Origin of the sequence: Nonomuraea diastatica, assembly GCF_004349015.1 — a bacterium.
In the GTDB taxonomy this organism is placed as follows: Bacteria; Actinomycetota; Actinomycetes; order Streptosporangiales; family Streptosporangiaceae; genus Nonomuraea; species Nonomuraea diastatica.
In genome coordinates this window covers 1-18,614 of the sequence record NZ_SMKP01000115.1, presented here as the reverse complement: position 1 = coordinate 18,614, position 18,614 = coordinate 1, and the positions used below count along the sequence as shown (strand labels likewise).

General features: G+C 70.2%; 20 protein-coding genes. 7 read left to right on the top strand and 13 right to left on the bottom strand.

Annotation, left to right across the window (positions count from 1 at the left end):
- Window positions 1-39: 39 nt before the first annotated feature.
- Together E1294_RS32995 and E1294_RS32990 are read right to left on the bottom strand one after the other, a co-directional pair.
- Window positions 40-897, bottom strand: coding sequence for a serine hydrolase (locus E1294_RS32995; RefSeq protein ID WP_132514887.1), 858 nt, complete (start codon window positions 895-897; stop codon window positions 40-42).
- Window positions 898-955: 58 nt separating this feature from the next.
- Window positions 956-1,885 (bottom strand): LysR family transcriptional regulator, encoded by a 930-nt coding sequence (locus E1294_RS32990; protein ID WP_132514886.1) that lies wholly within the window; start codon window positions 1,883-1,885, stop codon window positions 956-958.
- Window positions 1,886-2,056: 171 nt separating this feature from the next.
- On the opposite strand from E1294_RS32990, the gene E1294_RS32985 reads away from it, so the two are divergent.
- Entirely contained in the window at window positions 2,057-3,589 is a 1,533-nt protein-coding gene (locus E1294_RS32985) for a penicillin-binding transpeptidase domain-containing protein (protein ID WP_246083460.1), read from the top strand.
- A 126-nt stretch (window positions 3,590-3,715) separates the two neighbouring features.
- On the opposite strand, the gene E1294_RS32980 is transcribed toward E1294_RS32985, so the two are convergent.
- From E1294_RS32980 to E1294_RS32965, 4 genes are all read right to left on the bottom strand, one after another.
- A complete protein-coding gene (locus E1294_RS32980; RefSeq protein WP_132514884.1) occupies window positions 3,716-4,423 on the bottom strand; it encodes an HAD family hydrolase in 708 nt (235 codons plus the stop codon).
- Window positions 4,424-4,565: 142 nt separating this feature from the next.
- On the bottom strand, window positions 4,566-5,192 hold the full coding sequence (locus tag E1294_RS32975) for an HAD family hydrolase (RefSeq protein ID WP_132514883.1): 627 nt from the start codon (window positions 5,190-5,192) through the stop codon (window positions 4,566-4,568).
- A gap of 270 nt (window positions 5,193-5,462) precedes the next feature.
- Window positions 5,463-5,972, bottom strand: coding sequence for a DUF6912 family protein (locus E1294_RS53140; protein WP_165977598.1), 510 nt, complete (start codon window positions 5,970-5,972; stop codon window positions 5,463-5,465).
- Window positions 5,973-6,165: 193 nt separating this feature from the next.
- A complete protein-coding gene (locus E1294_RS32965) occupies window positions 6,166-6,813 on the bottom strand; it encodes an HAD family hydrolase (protein WP_246083459.1) in 648 nt (215 codons plus the stop codon).
- A 438-nt stretch (window positions 6,814-7,251) separates the two neighbouring features.
- Between E1294_RS32965 and E1294_RS32960 the strand changes: the two genes are divergently transcribed.
- Window positions 7,252-7,662: a F0F1 ATP synthase subunit A gene (locus E1294_RS32960; protein WP_165977597.1), complete on the top strand. Its 411-nt coding sequence runs from the start codon at window positions 7,252-7,254 to the stop codon at window positions 7,660-7,662.
- Window positions 7,663-7,664: 2 nt separating this feature from the next.
- Here E1294_RS32960 and nagZ read toward each other — a convergent pair whose 3' ends face one another.
- From nagZ to E1294_RS32930, 6 genes are all read right to left on the bottom strand, one after another.
- Complete coding sequence (gene nagZ / locus E1294_RS32955; RefSeq protein ID WP_132514880.1) at window positions 7,665-8,966, bottom strand: beta-N-acetylhexosaminidase; 1,302 nt, start codon at window positions 8,964-8,966, stop codon at window positions 7,665-7,667.
- Window positions 8,967-9,007: 41 nt separating this feature from the next.
- Complete coding sequence (gene ptsP, locus E1294_RS32950; RefSeq protein ID WP_132514879.1) at window positions 9,008-10,675, bottom strand: phosphoenolpyruvate--protein phosphotransferase; 1,668 nt, start codon at window positions 10,673-10,675, stop codon at window positions 9,008-9,010.
- Window positions 10,672-10,932: an HPr family phosphocarrier protein gene (locus tag E1294_RS32945; protein ID WP_132514878.1), complete on the bottom strand. Its 261-nt coding sequence runs from the start codon at window positions 10,930-10,932 to the stop codon at window positions 10,672-10,674. The genes ptsP and E1294_RS32945 overlap by 4 nt, the downstream gene beginning before the upstream one ends.
- 113 nt (window positions 10,933-11,045) lie before the next feature.
- Window positions 11,046-11,492 (bottom strand): PTS sugar transporter subunit IIA, encoded by a 447-nt coding sequence (locus E1294_RS32940; protein ID WP_132514877.1) that lies wholly within the window; start codon window positions 11,490-11,492, stop codon window positions 11,046-11,048.
- Window positions 11,493-11,502: 10 nt separating this feature from the next.
- Window positions 11,503-11,739 (bottom strand): PTS sugar transporter subunit IIB, encoded by a 237-nt coding sequence (locus E1294_RS32935; RefSeq protein ID WP_132514876.1) that lies wholly within the window; start codon window positions 11,737-11,739, stop codon window positions 11,503-11,505.
- 51 nt (window positions 11,740-11,790) lie between these two features.
- Window positions 11,791-12,825, bottom strand: a complete 1,035-nt coding sequence (locus tag E1294_RS32930) for an SIS domain-containing protein (RefSeq protein WP_132514875.1) — start codon at window positions 12,823-12,825, stop codon at window positions 11,791-11,793.
- Window positions 12,826-12,949: 124 nt separating this feature from the next.
- Between E1294_RS32930 and E1294_RS32925 the strand changes: the two genes are divergently transcribed.
- The 4 genes from E1294_RS32925 to E1294_RS32915 are packed head-to-tail and all read left to right on the top strand — an operon-like array spanning window position 12,950 to window position 15,065.
- Window positions 12,950-13,675: a GntR family transcriptional regulator gene (locus E1294_RS32925; protein WP_132514874.1), complete on the top strand. Its 726-nt coding sequence runs from the start codon at window positions 12,950-12,952 to the stop codon at window positions 13,673-13,675.
- 31 nt (window positions 13,676-13,706) lie between these two features.
- Window positions 13,707-13,979 (top strand): hypothetical protein, encoded by a 273-nt coding sequence (locus tag E1294_RS56310; protein ID WP_246083458.1) that lies wholly within the window; start codon window positions 13,707-13,709, stop codon window positions 13,977-13,979.
- Window positions 13,931-14,578, top strand: a complete 648-nt coding sequence (locus E1294_RS54870) for a PTS transporter subunit EIIC (protein ID WP_246083457.1) — start codon at window positions 13,931-13,933, stop codon at window positions 14,576-14,578. The genes E1294_RS56310 and E1294_RS54870 overlap by 49 nt, the downstream gene beginning before the upstream one ends.
- Before the next feature lie 34 nt (window positions 14,579-14,612).
- Window positions 14,613-15,065 (top strand): Rv3235 family protein, encoded by a 453-nt coding sequence (locus E1294_RS32915; protein WP_220448058.1) that lies wholly within the window; start codon window positions 14,613-14,615, stop codon window positions 15,063-15,065.
- 65 nt (window positions 15,066-15,130) lie between these two features.
- Here the strand turns inward: E1294_RS32915 and secA are convergent, their stop codons facing one another.
- Window positions 15,131-17,920, bottom strand: a complete 2,790-nt coding sequence (secA, locus tag E1294_RS32910) for a preprotein translocase subunit SecA (protein WP_132514873.1) — start codon at window positions 17,918-17,920, stop codon at window positions 15,131-15,133.
- Window positions 17,921-18,143: 223 nt separating this feature from the next.
- Here secA and E1294_RS32905 point away from each other — a divergent pair, with 223 nt between their 5' ends.
- Window positions 18,144-18,404, top strand: a complete 261-nt coding sequence (locus E1294_RS32905; protein WP_132514872.1) for an HGxxPAAW family protein — start codon at window positions 18,144-18,146, stop codon at window positions 18,402-18,404.
- The last annotated feature ends 210 nt before the right edge of the window (window positions 18,405-18,614 follow it).

Sequence of the window (18,614 nt, the reverse complement as noted above, 5' to 3'; positions counted from 1 at the left end):
GATCACCGGAAAGTCATACCCGGACTTCCCCACAAGTTGCTATCTCCGTAGGTGGTCCACCGCCATACGCGCGGCCGTGCCGATCACCGCGTCGGCGCGCGGCTGGTTGAGCGCCGTACTGAAGGAGCGGGTGAACACGGCCACCGCGTAGCGCCTGCCGTCGGGATATTCGACGACACCCGACTCGGTGCGCAACGTGGGGGCCGTGCCGGTCTTGCCGCTGACGGCCACGTCGTCGTACGGGAAACCGGAGGCCAGCCGGTGCGGCCAGACCTGCTTGTTGAGCGCCGCGCGCATCCAGGCGCACGACTCGGCCGAGGCCGCCTCGTTCCGCCAGATCAGCCCGAACAGCTCCGCCATCTCGCGCGGGGTGCTCCGGTTGGTCCGCTCGGGGTCGAGAGCGCTCAGGCGGGCGACGTCGTCGGGATCGAGGTACGGCCAGGAGTGGCCGGTGTCCTCGCGCATGCTGTCGTTGAACTCCTGGCAACTCTGCAGGACGCGCGTGCCGTGCAGCCCCAGCACCGCCAGCATCGTGTTGACCGCCTTGCGCCCGACCCTGGCCAGCAGCACGTCGGCGGAGCCGTTGTCGCTCACCGCGATCATCAGGTACGCCAGGTCGCGCAGCGAGAGCGTCACCTCGTCCAGCATCGCCGAGATCCCCGTCGGCCCCGACGACCGGCCGGCCGCCGGCACGGTCATCCGGCCGGCCGGGTCGAGCAGCCCGGCGTCGGCCTGCCGGCAGAACTCCACCAGCAGCGGCACCTTGAACATCGACGCCGTGGGCAGCGGCACGTCGGCCCCGTGACCGATCTCCCGCCCCGAGTCGACGTCGACGGCGTGCAGCCAGCCGTTCACGCCGGCCGTCCTGAACAGGGCGTCGAAGTCGGGCGTGCTCATGCGCCCTCCTTCGCCTGCCGCATGCGCGCGCCGGGTCCGTGCGGGTCTGTGCGCCCGCTCATGCCAGCATCCCCGGCCTGCGGCTGATCCGCCGTGCGGGTACGGCGCCCTCGTCCGTCATCCCCGCTCTCTCCTTCAAGGTCCGTACGGCCACGGCGGAGAAGTCGCCGATCAGGTCGTTGACGGACGCCGTCGCCATGCGCCAGGCCGTGGAGACCCGGGACATGATCGGCGAGCCTAGCAGCGGCCGCCAGGCCAGCCCCGAGAGCTCCACCTTCGGCCCGAACGCCACCGCCGCCCCGGCCAGGACCAGCCCGAGCCCGGCGCCCTGGTGCACCTGCGCGGGGACGAAGCCGTGGCGCCGGCATTCCGACAGCACCTCGGCGTGCAGCCCCGGCTCGCCCTCCTTGGGCGGCATCAGCAGCTCGCGTCCTGCCAGGTCGGCCAGGTGCACCTCGCCGACGGCGGTCAGCGGGTCGCCCTCGGCCAGCAGCACGCCCTGCGCCTGCACGAGGATCCGGCCGTACTCCAGGCCGGGCGCGGAGACCGGATGGCGGACCAGGCCGACGTCGATCGTGCCCTCCGCCAGCGCCGTCACCTGGTCGGCGGTCCAGATCTCGGCGGGCGCGAGGCGCACTTCCGGCTTGATCTCGCGGAAACCGGCGACGAGCGCGGCGATCGCGGCGGCGGCCAGGTCGGGCGGGACGCCGACCTTGAGCACCGTGCCCTGGCCCTGCCTGGCCAGCTCGTGCAGGCGGTCCACCCTGGCCACGATCTCGCGGGCCTCGCCGAGCAGCAGCCTGCCCGCCTCGGTGAGCCTGACCTGGCGGGCCGAGCGGTCGAACAGCCGCACGCCGAGCTCCTCCTCCAGGCGTTTGATGCGCTGGCTGAGCGGCGGCTGCGCCATGCCGAGCCGGATCGCGGCGTTGCCGAAGTGGAGTTCCTCCGCGACCACGGTGAAGTAGCGGAGGTGCCGGACGAGGTCCATGAGCAGCGACTATATCCAGATTTATATCTTCGAAGCAGTCATATCAGTATTGGACACCCATGCTTCCGCTCTGGTGTCCTCTCCGTCATGGCACCACAAACGGGGACTAACTATGCCTACCTCCGGCCTGAACAACCGCCGCGGCGGCGGAGACGGCGATGGCCGTGGATCGTGGCGGGACTGCTTGTCCCGATCGTGGCGGCGGGCGGCGTCATCTGGGCGCTGCGCACGGAGGGCTCGCCGGAGCGGACGGCCGACGCATACCTCGCGGCCTGGTCCGGCCAGGACTACGCGGCGATGCGGGAGCTGGTCGTCGACCCGCCCGCCGACTTCGAGCGCCGGCACCGGCGGTTCCTCGCCGACCTCAAGGCGACCCAGGCCGGCTTCCACCGTCCCGAGCCGTCAGGCGTCTTCGCCCGCTCGGCCGCCGACGGCGACGGCGTCGTGGGCTTCGTCGCCAAGCTGACCGGGGAACACGACTGGCGCTACAGCGGAGGGCTCAAGCTCGTCGAAAGCGGTCGCACCTGGAAAGTGGCCTGGACCCCCGCCGCCCTGCACCCCCTGCTGAAGGACGGCCGCTCGTTGCGGGTCATCACGGAGCAGGGCGACCCACCCCAGGTCGTGGCCGCCGACGGCACCGCCATCAGCACCCCGGACGCGCCCGGCTCCGTGCAGCAGCTCGTCGAAGGGATCAAGCAGACCCTTCCCGACCGCTTCACGACACCACGACGCTCCAGAATCGACCTGTACGAAGGGGACAAGGTCCTCCAGACGGTCGTGAAACCCGGCGGGAAGCGGCCGCTGCGGACCACGATCGACCTGAACGTGCACCGGGCGGGGGCCCGGGCGCTCGAAGGCGTGTCCAAGCCCCGCTCGCTGGTGGCGCTGCGGGCCTCGACCGGGGAGATCCTCGCGGCGATCAACGCGCCAGGCGGGTTCAACCGGGCCCTGCTCGGCAAATATCCGCCGGGCTCGACCTTCAAGGTCGTGACGGCCTCCGCCCTGGTCGCCGACGGGACCGAGCCGGGCGAGAAGGTCGCCTGCCCCGCCGAGCGGAACATCGGCGGGTTCCCGTTCCACAACGCGGGCTACGAGGACTTCGGCACGCTGTCGTTCCGTGACGCGTTCGCGCATTCGTGCAACACCACGTTCGGCGAGCTCGCCGTGGCCGAACTGAACGGCGGCCGGCTGGGCGAGGTCGCCGAGAGTTTCGGCTTCGGCGTCCCGGTCACGCCCGGCGTGCCCGCTGTACGGGCGGAGTTCCCCGACCCCAAGGACGACACCGACCTCGCCTCCGCCGCCATCGGTCAGGGCAGGGTGCTGGCGAGCCCGCTGAACATGGCGTCCGTCGCCGCGGCCATCGCCTCCGGCGCGTACATCCCGCCCAGGCTCGTCAAGGAGGAGCGCATCCCCGACGCGCAACCGGCCCAGCCGCGCCCGCTGGAGAGAGGGGTGGTGGCGGCACTGCGCAAGCTCATGCCCGCCGTCGTCACCGAGGGCACCGCGCACGCGGTACGGTTCCCGGCCGGCACGGCGGGCAAGACCGGCACCGCGGAGTACGGCTCCGGCAAGGAACCGCCCGCGCACTCCTGGTTCATCGGCTACAAGGGCGACCTGGCATTCGCGGTGGTCGTCGAGGGCGGCGGCGCGGGCCCCGCGGTGGCGGCTCCGATCGCGGCCCGCTTCCTCGACGCCCTGTCCTGACCCTGCCCGCGGTGGAGGTCGGCCGGCCTTGCGGCCGGGAGGAGACCACCCCGATTTCCGGCCGGGAGGAGACCACCCGGCCCTCCGACCGAGAGGAGACCACCCGGCCTGCGGTCGAGAGAGAGGTCAGCCGGCTTTGCGGTCGAGAGGGGACGTGAGGCCGGCGACCGCGGCCACCACCTCCGAGGCGTTGGACAGGTCGGGCAGCACGATGTCGGCGCCCGCCTCACGAAGCTCGGCCGCCATCGACCGCCCGGAGGCGACCCCGATCATGGCCGCACCGCCGATCTTGGCGGCCTGCACGTCACGCGTGGAGTCGCCGATCACCACGGTGTTGGCCGCGGTGAACGGCACCCCGAGGCGCTGCTTGGCCCGCGACTGCGCGACCTGCAGCAGCGTCGCCTTGGGATAGACCTCCTCGCCGTAGCCGCCGAGCTCGAAGTCGATGTACTTGTCCAGCTTGAACGCCTTGAGCTTGTGCACGGCGTTGCTCTTGATCGTGCCGGTCAGCACCGTCTGCACCACGCCGTCGAGCTTGGACACCGACTTGAGCGCGTCTTTCGCTCCGGACATCATCCGGCCTTCCCCGGCCAGCCGCCCGCGCCGGTCGGCGAAGGCCATGGCCAGCGCCGCCAGGAACTTCGGCAGGTGATCGTTCTCGGCCTGGATGCCGTTGACGGCGAGCGTCTCGAAGACGATCTCAGAATCCGGGCGGCCCAGCGGGGGAACGAGCTTGACCAGCGGTCGCCCTGTCACGAGGCGGAACGCCTCGGCGTAGGCGTCTCTCGTCACGATGGCGACGTCGACCAGGGTCAGGTCGACGTTCCAGAGCACAAGGCGGTTGATGGCGGCCTCCTGAGGGGGGTGATCCCTGCAAGCGTACGGCCGCCACCGGGCTCAAGGCCCGCGCCTGGGCGAATTTCGTATGCCCGGCGCACCGTCTGACCACCGCCTCACGGGCTCACGGGCTCACGGGCTACGCGTGGTCGAGGGCGTCGGCGAGGGTGTCGACCACCGGCAGACCGGTGCTTTCGAGCTCGGCCCTGGTCGTCATGCCGCCGGTGTAGAGCACCGCCCTGGCCCCCACGTGCTTGGCGGCCAGCCCGTCGTCCACGCTGTCGCCGATCACCAGGATGTCGCTCGGATCGACGCCGACCGCCGCGATGTGCGCGGCCATGTGGGCCGCCTTCTCGCCGCCGGTCAGCCCGAGCAGCCCGTCGATCCTGGTGAAGTGCCGGGTGATGCCGAACGAGTCCACCTTGGGCACCAGATGGGCGTGGGGTGCCATCGAGCAGAGCGACTGGGTGCCCGGCCAGGTGGAGAGCACGATCTCGGCGCCGGCGGCCAGCCGGCAGCTGTCACACAACCGGTAGTAGTGCCCGTGGAACCCTTCGTCGAGCGACTGCCACTCGCCCTCGGTCAGCGGGCGGCCGAGCAGGCGCTCGTAGGCGAGCCAGACCGGGCGGGTGTAGACCGCGCGGAATCCGTCGGCGGTCATCGGAGGAAGGTCGTACGGCTTGAAGACTTCGTTGGTGGCTTCGACCACGGCGTCAAGATCGTGGAAGAGGGTGCCGTTCCAATCCCAAACAATGTGCTTTGTCATGTCATGAGCAGCATAGTGGGCCTTCACCGCGCGGGCCGAGTTACCGCAGCCCGACTTGTAGGGGTCCTTGTGGTCGTACGGCTTGGCAGCCTGAGCGTTCGCGGGAGAGCCTGCGAAGAGGGCTGCCGCCGCTACCGCCCCGTAACGACAGCCACAACTCGAAACTTCGCTGAGAACCGGCTCCTCTGCGTACAGAACAGTGCCGGGTCGGGACACTAGCGAGCAAAGTCACGGGCCGGTCAAGGAGGTGTGCTGGGCGTGACGTCACCGTTACGAACGGAGAAGTTCGGGGATCTCCTGGGTCGCGTACCACATGAGCTCGTGGGCCTCGGCGCCGTCCACGGTGAACCTCGCGTCGTCGTCGCCCGCGTCGGAGGCCGGCAACGCGGCGATCGCGGCCTCGATGTCGGCCACCGCGTCGTGGTCGTCGACGTGCACGGCGGCCACCTTGGCCAGCGGGACCGGCCCGGCGAGGCGCACCCTGGCCCGCTCCTCGAGATCGGCTCCGGCGGACACCTCACGGTCCGGCACCTCGGCCACCACCACGACACGTCGGGGCTCGGCCTCGCCGCCGGCGCCGGCGGCGGCGGCCAGCATGCGCAGCGAGGCGCGGGCCGCCTCGGTGAGCGCGACGTATTCGAGCTCCTCGGTGTCGCCCGAGGCGTACCACTCGGTCAGCGCGGGGGTCACCGCGTAGCCGGTCAACGGGGCCGGGCCCACCTCTCCCGCCGCGACCGCCGCGGCCAGGGCAGGGAGAGTGCACGGCAGATAGACGCGCATGTCGTACCTTTCCACGCTTCGCCAGGGCTCGGCCATCGGGAAACCCGAGCCACCAGACCGACACCTTACTGATGAGCGCCGTGCTCATCAGCCCGCAGCAGCCCTACCACGGTGCCTGATCGAGGCCACGGCGGCGGCGCGTTCGGCGGATTTCTCATCAGCGCCGATCCTGCCTGGTCAGAGCCCGTCGATGTCAGGCCCGGCGCAGTGTGAGACGGAGGAGGGACTCGAGCTCCGTGATGGTCGACTCCGCGTCGCGGTGATGGATGCCGGCGATGCCGAGGGCGCGGGCGGCCAGGATGTTGGCCTCGATGTCGTCGATGAACACGCATTCCTCGCCGGGGAGCCCGATCTGGCCGAGGGCGTGGTGGAAGATGCGCGGCTCGGGCTTGCGCATGCCGACCTCGCCGGAGATCACGACCGCGTCGAAGAGGTCGTCCCAGCCGTCGCGGGCATACGTGTTCGCCCAGGAGTTGGAGAGCAAACACGTTTTAAGACCATTTTTCCGCACATCGCGGAGCACGTCGTACATCGCCTCGACCCGCTCGAACCCCGAGAACATCCGATCCAGCAGCCCCTCCGCCACCGGCGGCACCCCGTCGAGCGTGAGCAGCCGGGCCGCGAGATCGCGCTCGAAGGCGGGACCGTCGAGCTCGCCGCGTTCGAGCGCGTGGACCGTGCTCTCACCGTCGCCGCCCGCGTAGGCGTGCGCGATCATCTCGCGCATCACGACGTGGTAGTGGTCGGCGTCGATCCGGTCTTCGCGAATCCATCTGGCGATGGAGTCGGACAGGCTCGTCGTGAGCACCCCACCCCAGTCGATCAGCACACCCGTGACCACGACCACCTCCAGGCTCGAACGTCGTTCCAGAGTAAGGCGTCGGCGTCCCGCGTCACGCCCGGCCGCGGCACCACCAGCCCCGTCTCGTCCGCGGCGACGACCGGCTGGCTCCTGTCACGCCGGCCGAGCCTGTACGGGCGCGTCGGACCGCGGGCCCGCGCGACGCTTGAACGCGGTTCTGGGCCGAGCGGAACCACCCATAAATGCCGGAAATTTCGGTCGTTAAGGTGATTTGCCAGCGTTAGGACGCTACCCAGAAGGGACCGCCGTGCGGACGACGATCCTGATCACCTCGCGCAGCCCGAATCCCTCCCCCGGCCAATGGCAGGTCCCTGGCCTCGAACTCCTCGAGTTCGCGCCGATCCTTCCCGGCGGGCCGCATTGGTTCACCAAGCCGGTGCTGATCGCCCTGCTCAGCTCGGCCATCGTCATCGCCCTGTGCTGGGCCGCGTTCGCCCGGCCGGAAGTCGTGCCACGCGGCCGGCAGAACCTGACGAGTACGTCTACCTGTTCGTACGGGAGCAGATCGCCAAGCCCAACCTCGGCCAGGACTCCGACCGGTGGATGGGCCTGCTCCTCACCATCTTCCTGACCGTGCTCGCTTGGAACCTGATGGGCGTCATCCCGTTCATCCAGTTCCCCGTCTCCGCGCACATCGCCTTCCCCCTGGTGCTGGCGCTCACGGTCTACGGGATCAAGCTCTACCTCGGCGTCAGGCACCACGGCCTGCGCGGCTACCTGAGGGGCATCGTGCACCTGGAGGGCCTGCCCGGCTGGGCGTACGCGCTCTACGCCCCGATGGTCCTGGCCGCGATGTTCATCGCCGGCGGGCTACGCGGCTCGCACTAGCGTCAGCCGCCTGAGACGCGGGCGGCCAGCTTGCGGTGCTCGGCGGAGCGCAGCACGCGGGCCGCCTCGTCGGCGGAGGCGGCGGGGGCCTCGGCCAGCAGCCCCTTCGACTGCTTGAGCGTGAGCAGCCTGGTGACCGACTGGTCGAGGCGCTGCTTCGAGATGCGGCCCGACTTCACCGCCGCCAGCACCGCCCGGTGGGCCTTGGGCAGGTCGTTGGGCATGAGCAGCAGGTCGGCGCCGGCCAGCACGGCACGCACCGCCACCTCGCCGTCGTCGTACTTCGTGCGCGCCCCGCCCATGTTGAGCGCGTCGGTGGAGATCACGCCCTTGAAGCCCAGCTTCTCCCGCAGCAGGCCGGTCAGGATGGGCTTGGACAACGTCGCCGGGTCTCCCGACGGGTCGAGCTTGGGGAAGACGATGTGGGCGCTCATCACGGCGTCCACGCCCGCGGCGATCGCTGCCTTGAACGGCGGCGCGTCGATCCGCTCCCACTCGGCCTTGGTGTGGTTGATCACGGGCAGCCCGCTGTGGCTGTCGACGGTCGTGTCGCCGTGGCCGGGGAAGTGTTTGACCGTGGCGGCGATCTTCGCGTCGTCGAAACCCTTGACCGCCGCCGAGACCATCTTGGCCACCTTCTTCGGGTCGTCGCCGAAGGCCCGCCTGCCGATCACGGGGTTGGCCGGGTTGACGTTGACGTCGGCGACGGGGGCGAAGTCGAGGTTGACGCCGAGCGACCGCAGCTCCCGGCCGGTGGCCGCGGCCACGGCCCGTGACAGCGACAGGTCGTTCTTCGCGCCGATCTCGCCCGCGCCGGGGAAGTCGGTCATGAGCGCGGACATCCTCGCCACCAGGCCGTTCTCCTGGTCGGTGGCGACCAGGAGGGGGACGCCCTTGGCCGCGCGCTGCATGCCGTTGGTGAGGCCGACGACCTGGCGGGCGCTCCTGACGTTCTGCGGGAAGAGGATCACGCCGCCCAGGTGATATTTCCTGATCACCTTGGCCGGCGTCTGGGCGCCGTAGCGGGCTTGGTTCTCCCCCGACTCCGAGGAGGCGGAGGTGCCGTAGAGGACCGGCATGAACAGCTGGCCCACCTTCTCCGCGACGCTCATCTCGGCCAGCGCGCTCTCGACGGGATCGGGCTTGTCGGGCGTCTGGGGCGGGCGCAGCGGGGTGGACTGCGTAGGTGGTGCCGCCTTACCCCCCGGCGGCGTCGTGCCCGCCGAACCGCCGCCACCGGCGCACGCGGCGAGCACGATCGTCAGGAGACCTGCCGTTGCGATCCGTCGAGGGGAGTGAGACATGCCTCCTAAGGTATCCGTGCGACGACCCGGTCGGACCGTCGTCAGAGCCCCAGCCTGCCGAGCTCCGGAAGGTGCACGCGGGCCGCCGCACGCGCGGCGCCCGCCGTCGTCTGCTCCCGCGCCGCCTCGGCCGCGAACGTGCACTGCTGCAGGGTGTGCGCGGCCAGCCCAGCGCGTACGGCGGGCAGCGCCCCGGCCCCCATCGACAACGTCGCCGCCCCCAGGCCGACGAGCACGCACGCCAGCGCCGGGTCGGCGGCCGACTCCCCGCAGATCCCGCATGGCTTGCCCACGTCGCGGGCGGCGTGCGCGGCCATGGCGACCAGGTCGAGCAGCGCGGGCTGCCACGGGTCCTGGAGCGCGCTCACGGCCCCGAGCTGGCGGTCGGCGGCGTAGGCGTACTGGGACAGGTCGTTGGTCCCGACCGAGACGAAGTCCACGGGCGCGAGCAGGTCTTTGGCCCGCAGCGCGGCGGACGGGATCTCGATCATCACGCCCACGCCGCGCAGCCCCTTGGCCCGGCACCGCTGCGCGAACCACCGGCTCTCCTCGGCCGTGGCCACCATGGGCGCCATCACCATGAGGTCGTCGGTCGCGACCTCGGCCAGCGCGCCGAGCTGTGCCTCCATCACCTCGGGGAACTTACGGAACGCGCGCAGGCCCCGCTCGCCCAGCGCCGGGTTCGGCTCGGCGGTGGAGGGCAGGAACGCCAGCGGTTTGTCCGCACCGCTGTCGAGCGTCCTGACGACGACCTTGCCGCCGGGAAACGCCTCCAGCGCCGCCCGGTAGGCGCGCCGCTGTTCCTCGGCGGACGGCGCCTCGGCGCGGTCGAGGAAGAGGAACTCGGTCCGGTAGAGCCCGATGCCCTCGGCCCCCGCCTCCCGGGCGGCGGCCAGGTCGGCCGGGCTGCCGATGTTCGCGAGCAGCGGAACGAGGTGGCCGTCGGCGGTCCGGCCGGGGCCCTCCGCCTCGGACACCGCGGCCTGCCTGGCCGTCGCGGCGCCGACGGCCTCGGCCACGTCGGACGCGGCCGGCTCCAGGCGCACCTCGCCCGAGGCGCCGTCGGCCATCACCCGCACGCCCTGCCGGATGGTGGTCGCGCCCGGGCAGGCCACGACGGCGGGCACGCCCATCGCCCTGGCGATGATCGCGGTGTGGCTGGTGGGACCGCCCTCCTCGGTGACGAACGCGGCGACGTCGCCCCTGGACAGCAGCGCGGTGTCGGCGGGCGCGAGGTCTCGGGCGACCAGCACGTACGGCTCCGCCGGCGCGGCGGGCAACCCCGGCATCGCGTGCCCGTAGAGGAGCGCGACCACGCGGTCCCTGATGTCGTTGAGGTCGGCGGCCCGCTCGCCCAGGTATCCACCGGAGCCGGCCAGCACGTCCCGATATTTCGTGAAAGCTTCGTAGACCGCCCTGGGCGCGGCCAGCCCGCGGTCGATCAGGGAGCGCACCTTCACGACCAGGCCGGGGTCCTCGGCCATCAGCGCCTGAGCCTTGAGGATCTCCTCGGCCTCTCCGCCCGCCTGGTTGCCGCGTGCCTCCAACTCGCCCGCGACCCGGGTGAGCGCGGCCATCGCGCGCTCCTTCTCCTGCTCCGCCTCACCGGTGTAGGTGGCGCCCTCGGGGGGTTCGGGCACGGAGGCGGTCAGTACGTACGCGGGGCCGTGCCCGATGCCCGGGCTGACCCCCACCCCCCGCAGATTCATGGCTTACCGGCGATCTCTGCCAGTTCGTCGAGCACCTCTTCTGAGCCCTCGCCCTCCGCGGAGATCACGACGGTCTCGCCCTGGCGGACATCGAGCCCCAGGATCGCGAGAATGCTCTTGCCGTTGACGGTGTCACCGCCGTGGGCCTTCGCCACCGCGATGTCCATCGGAGCCTGTTTGGCCCGCTGCACGAACGTCGCCGCGGGCCGGGCGTGCAGCCCCACCTCCGCCGCTACGGTGACCTTGCGCTCACCCATCTGCTTCTTCCTCCTTCTGCGCTGGTCCGGACCAGCCGGATCCGGGATCGAACGGCGCCTGCCGATCGGGGTCGAATCGGCGGCATGCCTATTGTGACGCCTTGGCAGCGGGTCTATTCCCATATGAACAGCTCGTCTCCCGCCTGCACTCTGCCCTGCGCCACCCCGGTCACCGCATCGGAGAGCGCATCCAACGCGACCACCGGGCAGACCGGCGAGCGGCCGCCCCCCTCGACGGCCGACGGGTCCCACGCCACCACCGCCTGACCGGCGCACACCCTGTCGCCCTCGGTCGCCAGCAGCCGGAACCCCTCGCCCTTGAGCTGGACCGTGTCGATGCCCAGATGCACCAGCACACCCTTGCCGTCGTCCCCCACGATGACGTACGCATGCGGGTGCAGCTTCATGATTTTTCCCGCTATGGGGGCAACGGCCTTCCCCGGCCCCCTCAGCGGATCGATCGCCGTTCCCGGCCCCACCATGCCCGCGGAGAACACCGGATCGGGCACCGCGGCCAACCCCACGGCCTCCCCCTCAACCGGGGTGAGAACAGTCGTCATGGTCTCGCCCTTAGCCGATGATGTCCTCGATGTAGCTGGCGATCGTGTCCGCCTCCGGCCCGACGACGACCTGGGCCACGTTGCCCGCGGCCATCAAGCCGTGCGCGCCCGCCGCCTCGAGCGCCGCCTGATCGACCAAGGACGCGTCGCGCACCTCCGTGCGCAACCGGGTGATGCAGGGCTCCATCTCGATGATGTTGCCGGCACCGCCGAGCGCCGCGATGATCGCGTTGACGTCAGCCGCCATCCGGTCCTCCCTTGCGCTAACACTCCGATCAGGCTAGACGACGCTTTGCGATCAGTCCGTCTGCGTGACCTTGTTGAGGCCGCGCGGCGCGTCGGGGTCGATGCCGAGCCTGCGCGCGAGCGCCTCGGTGAGCAACTGCCCCGGCACGATCAACCCCATGGGCGCGACCCACTCGGGCAGGTCGGGACCGTTGAGAGCGGCCGTGCCCGCCCGCGCGAGCGCCTCGCCGCCCCCGATCGTGTACGCCGCCGCCCCCGCGGCCACCACCCGCTCGGCCAGCGCGACCGTACCGGACAGGGTCGGGCTGTTCTCGGAGGCGACCAGCAGCGCGGGGGTGTCGGCGTCGACCACGGCGATGGGCCCGTGCAGCAGGTCGGCGTACGACAGGCCCATGGCGTGCAGGTAGCAGGCCTCCTTGAGCTTCAGCGCGGTCTCCAGCGCCGTGGAGAACGCCAGCCCGCGCCCCGACACCACCACACCCGGCTTGTCCACCAGCCCCTCGACCAGGGCGTCGAGGTCACCGGGTGCGGCGATGAGCTTCTCCACGGCCTCGGGCACCCGCAGCAGCTCCGTCACGTCCACGTCGGCGCCCAGCCCCAGCGCCAGCACGGCCAGCGCGGCGAGCTGCGTGGTGTAGGTCTTGGTCGCCGGCACGGCCTCCTCCTCGCCGGCCACCGTGCAGAGGGCCACGTCGGCGGCCTGGGCCAGTGGGCTGTCCGCGCCGCCGTTGGTGATGCCGACCGTCCTGGCCCCGCAGTCCTTCGCCCAGGCCAGCGTCTCGACGATCTCCTCCGTGCGCCCCGACTGCGAGATGGCCACGGCCAGCACGCCGTCGAGGTCGAGCCGGCGCTTGTACGTCGTCGCGATCGACGGCGCGGCCAGCGCCGACAGGCGGCCCGCGTGCGACTCGACGAGGTAGCGCCCGTACACCGCCGCGTTGTCAGAGGTGCCACGTGCGATGAACAACAGGTGCCTGGCGTGCTCGCCTACCGCGCGCACCTCGCCGACCCTCGGGAGCAAGGAGTCCAGCGTGGCCCGCAGCGCGGCCGGCTGCTCGGCGATCTCGCGGCGCATCTTCGTGGTCATCTCGGGCTCATCCCTCAAATCCGTGGGGCTTAGACTTGACCGTCTTTTACGACATGTGGTCTAGTCCGGACTAGACCAGTACGAACCATAGCTCATTGCCCTGGTCAGTTCGAGAGGAGGATCCGTGGCGCACATCGATCCGGACAGCCCGGTGCCCAAATACTTCCAGCTTCGCGAGATCCTGCTGGACCTCATCGACAGCGACGAGCTCAGCATCGGCGCCGCCATCCCCTCCGAGCGCGAGCTCTGCCAGCGCTTCGGCCTGTCCAGAATGACCGTACGGCAGGCGGTCGACCACCTCGTCTCCGAGGGGCGCCTGCACCGCGTCCCCGGCAAGGGCACGTTCGTGGCCCGGCCCAAGATCGAGCTGGCGCTGCAGCTGACCTCGTTCACCGACGACATGAGGGCCCGCGGCATGATCCCCGGCTCGCGCGACCTCGACAGGAGGATCGTGCGCGCCAGCGCCCACCTGGCCAAGGAGCTGGGCGTCCAGCCGGGCGAGGAGGTGCACTTCATCGAGCGCTTGCGCACGGCCGACGGTGAGCCGCTGTCCATCGAGCGGGCGCACATCCCGGTCAAGCTCGCCCCCGGTCTCGCCGACCATGACTTGTCCGACAAATCGCTGTATGAGCTGCTGGAGGGCCGCTACGGTCTCGTCATGGACGCCGGCGAGCTCACCATCGACGGCGGCATCGCCGACCCGAGCGACGCCGACCTGCTGAAGCTGCCGCGCGGCGGCGCCGTGCTGCTGCTCCAGCGCAGGTCGTTCGCCGGTGGAGTCTGCGCGGAGCTGGGCGTGTCCACGTACCGCGCCGACCGCTACCAGCTGCGCACCATACTCGAACCCTGAGGGGTCGGCTCCCACCCTGGAGGAACGCCCGGTGCACGAAACCACCGCCGCCCGGCCTTCGCCGGGCGCCCGCGTGATGACCGTGCTCCAGCGGCTGGGCCGCTCCTTGATGCTGCCCATCGCCGCCCTGCCCGCGGCGGCCCTGCTGCTCCGCGTCGGCCAGCCGGACATGCTCGGCTCGAACGGCGCCGAGCCCGGCGGCCTGGCGGACGTGGCGGGATTCGCCTGGGTGGACCGGAGGTCCAGGACCAGGGCGTGGTCGAGATCATCGACTACGGCATGCGGAACCCCACCCAGGTCCTGAGCGGCATCGTCATGGGCCTGGTCGCGGCCCTGCTCTGGCAACGTTTCCACCGCATCGAGCTGCCGTCGTGGCTGGCGTTCTTCGGCGGGCGCAGGGTCGTACCGATCATCACCGCGATCGTGGCGCTGCTCATCGGCGTGCTCTTCGGCTGGCTCTGGGCGGCGCTCGGCGAGTGGATCCCGCACGCGGGCGAGGCCCTGACCGCGATCGGCCCGATCGGCACCGGCATCGACGAACTGATCAACCGCCTGCTCATCCCCCTTGGCCTGCACCACGTGCTCAACACCATTGAACGCCGGCAAGTCCAACACACACGAGCTGGGGCTGATCGTCGGGTTCGGGCTGGCGTACCTGGTGCTCTATTACGTGTTGTTCACCGTACTGATCCGCTCCCTGGACCTCCCCACGCCCGGCCGCGAACCCGCCCGAGTTCAGGACGGCCGATGTGGACGCCGCTCCGCGCCCGAAACGGCGCCCAGCCCACGAAGAGGGCGATCCAGCTCCGGAGGATCTTCTTCTCACGGCGGGACGAAAAGCGGCCCCGGCTGGGGAAGCTGGTGACCGCTGTATTCCTGGGCCGGGCCGAAAACTCCTTATGACGTTTGTTTCTCCGCCTGAGCACTTGGAGGATGCGTGTCAGCAGCGCCCCACGTCGGCATCACCCCCGCCCCCGAGCCGTCCTACGACGACGTCCGGCACAGGGCGGGCAGCGCGGCGTCCCAGACCCACGGAGCCCTGGCCCTGGACGCGCGCCCCCTGGTGTGGGGAGCACCTGGATCGCCCCCGGACGAGCGCAAGCTGCGCCATCTCGGGCAGGCCCTGGCGGAGGTGCTCACCGGCCGCCGCCCACCCGAGACGCTGGCCGGCCGGCTCACCGACCGGGCCTACCGGGATCTCGTCAGGGCCGGGCGGATGATCGCGGCCAGCCGGCCTCCGTTCGCCGGGAGGCCGCACGTGACCGAACCCAGGGAAGGCGCCCTGGAGATGTGCGTGGTCGTGCACTGCGGCGAGCGCGACCACGTCCTCGCCGCCCGCCTGGAACGGCGCGGCCACCAATGGCTCTGCACCGACTTCGAAACCGCCTGACCGGCCGGAGCCCTCACCCGTGCGAAGACCCCACCCCGGAGAGGTGAGGGTCTTCGCAGGAACCGTCAGGCGGCGTTCTTCGGGTCGCCGTGGCAGCGCTTGTACTTCTTGCCCGACCCGCACGGGCAGGGCGCGTTGCGCTCCACGTTGCCATAGGCGGCCCGCTCGGCGGAGGTGGTGCGCACCCGGGTGTGCTCGACCTCGCCCTGCTCGCCGGGTGCCGAGTATTCGAGCTCGGCCGGCCGCTCGGGGCCCCGCAGCCCGCGCGCGATGATCGAACGGGTCTCCGCCAGCGCGGCGTCCTCTTCCGCGACGATCGGGTTCTCCTGCACCTCGACCTCGAGGTTGAACAGGAAGCCGACGGAGTCCTCCTTGATGCCCTCGAGCATCGCGGAGAACATCTCGTAGCCCTCGCGCTGGTATTCGATCTGCGGATCCTTCTGCGCGTAGGCCCGCATGCCGATGCCCTCGCGCAGGTAGTCCATCTCGTAGAGGTGCTCGCGCCACTTGCGGTCGAGCACCGAGAGGATCACACGGCGCTCGAGGTCACGCGTGGTCTCGGGGCCGAACTCCTCCTCGCGCCTGGTGTACGCGGCCAGCGCGTCGGCCTTCATCCGCTCGCTGATCAGCTCGGCGGTCACCTCCTCGCGGGAGCCGGCCTCCTCGATGATGTCCTCGATCGTGACCTGGACCGGGTAGAGCTCGCCGAACGCCTTCCACAGCTTCTCGAGGTCCCACTCCTCCGCGAAGCCCTCGGCCGTGGCGCCCTGGACGTAGCCGGCGATCACGTCGCCGATGAAGCCGCGCACCTGCTCGTGCAGATCGGCGCCCTCCAGCACGCGGAGGCGCTCAGCGTAGATGACCTTGCGCTGGCGGTTCATCACCTCGTCGTATTTCAGAACTTCCTTGCGGATCTCGAAGTTCTGCTGCTCGACCTGGTGCTGGGCGGAGGCGATCGCCTTGGAGACGATGTTGGACTCGATCGGCTGGTCGTCGGGGATCTGCAGCCTGGTCATGATCATTTCGACCCTGGCCGAGTTGAACAGCCGCATGAGGTCGTCGCCGAGCGACAGGTAGAACCGCGACTCGCCGGGGTCGCCCTGGCGGCCGGAGCGTCCGCGCAGCTGGTTGTCGATGCGCCGCGACTCGTGCCGCTCGGTGCCCAGGACGTAGAGGCCGCCGAGCTTGGTGACCTCGTCGTGCTCGGCCTTGACCGCCGCCTTGGCCTTCTCCAGCGCCTCGGGGTAGGCCTTCTCGTATTCCTCCGGCGTCTCGACCGGGTCGAGCCCGCGCTGGCGCAGCTCGAGGTCGGCGCGGAACTCGGGGTTGCCGCCGAGCTGGATGTCGGTGCCTCGGCCCGCCATGTTGGTGGCGACGGTGACGGCACCCTTGCGGCCCGCCTCGGCGATGATCGACGCCTCGCGCGCGTGGTTCTTCGCGTTGAGCACCTCGTGCTGCACGCCGCGCCGCTTGAGCGCCTTGGACAGCCGCTCGGACTTCTCCACCGAGGTCGTGCCGACGAGGACCGGCTGCCCGGCTTCGTAGCGCTCCTTGATGTCCTCGACCACCGCGTTGAACTTGGCGTCCTCGGTCTTGTAGACCACGTCGGCCTGGTCCTTACGGATCATCGGCCGGTTGGTCGGGATCGGGACGACGTTGAGCTTGTAGGTCTTGTTGAACTCGTTGGCCTCGGTGACGGCCGTGCCGGTCATGCCGGCCAGCTTCTCGTAGAGGCGGAAGTAGTTCTGCAGGGTGACCGTGGCGAGCGTCTGGTTCTCGTCCTTGATCTTCACGCTCTCCTTGGCCTCGATGGCCTGGTGCATGCCCTCGTTGTAGCGGCGGCCGTGCAGGATGCGGCCGGTGAACTCGTCGACGATCAGCACCTCGCCGTCGGCGACGATGTAGTCCTTGTCCTTCTTGAACAGCTCTTTGGCCTTGAGCGCGTTGTTCAGGAAGCCGACGAGGTGGGTGTGCTCCGGCTTGTAAAGGTTGTCGATGCCGAGCCAGTCCTCGACCTTCTCGACGCCGGACTCCAGGATGCCGACCGTGCGCTTCTTCTCGTCGACGACGTAGTCGCCGGTGCTCTCCTCGCCGGGGTTCTTCGCCTCGACGCCCCTGCGCAGGCGGGGCACGATCTTGGCGAACTCGGTGTACCACTTGCCCGACTGCTCGCCAGGGCCCGAGATGATCAGCGGCGTGCGGGCCTCGTCGATCAGGATCGAGTCGACCTCGTCGACGACCGCGAAGTAGTGGCCGCGCTGGACGCACTCGTCGAGCGACCAGGCCATGTTGTCGCGGAGGTAGTCGAAGCCGAACTCGTTGTTGGTGCCGTAGGTGATGTCGGCTTCGTACTGCCTGCGACGCTCCTCGGGCTGCTGGCCCGACACGATGCAGCCGACCTCGAGGCCGAGGAAGCGGTGGATGCGCCCCATGTTCTCGGCGTCGCGCTTGGCGAGGTAGTCGTTGACCGTGACGACGTGCACGCCCTTGCCCGTCAGCGCGTTGAGGTAGCTCGGCAGGGTGCAGGTCAGCGTCTTGCCCTCACCGGTCTTCATCTCGGAGATGTTGCCCAGGTGAAGGTTGGCGCCACCCATGATCTGCACGTCGAAGGGTCGCTGGCCGAGCACCCGGCGGGCCGCCTCACGGACGGTCGCGAACGCTTCGGGAAGCAGGTCGTCGAGGCTCTCGCCCTCGGCGTGGCGCTTGCGGAACTCGTCCGTCATCGCCCGCAACTCCGCGTCGGACATGCCTGTGAAATGGTCCTCAATGGAGTTGACCTGGTCTGCGTACCGCTTCAGCTTGCGTAGGATCTTGCCTTCGCCGGCACGTAGGATCTTGTCGAGAATGGCTGCCACTTTATGTAAAGCTCCTCGCAGGTCTACCCCGGCGGCGCCGCCAGGAGGAGAGGCCGAGACAAACTTCCCCGTTGCCATGGTAGGCGGTTCCGCAAGCAGACACAGCCACCGTGCCGACGAGGGCGCGAGACTGGTCTGGGAGAATGGGCTCAAGGCAGAGGATATGCCGGTTGAGAGCCGGCTCGCACCAATAGCGCGATAACCGGCAAAGGAAGGATTTGTCATGGTTGAGGGGAAGAAGTCGGAGCAAACCGAGAATCTCGGCAGCCACGGCGGGCGCGCATCATCGTGGCTGGCCGTGACCGTGATGCTGGTGGGCACCGTGGTGGCCGGCTTCGGGCTGACCGCCGGTAACTGGACGCTCGTCTGGATCGGTGCCGGTGTGTTCGTCGTGGGCGGCATCCTCGCTCTCGTCTTCGACATCTTCACCGACGTCGTGATCGACGCCCCGCGCGTGGACATGCGAGCGGAAGACCACCGCTGACGTGCACTTCGCACGGCGGGCGCCCGCCACGGGCCGCCCGCCGTTTCCGTGCCGGCGATCCCCCGGGCGTGTCCCGCCCCACGACTCCAGACATCTTCGGCGCGCCACGCCTACTCCCCGCCCTCCCCAGACCACACTCCGGACATCCTGGGCACATTCCGCACCCACCCTCCCGCCAGCGCGATCGAACATCGTCACCGCGTCCAGCCT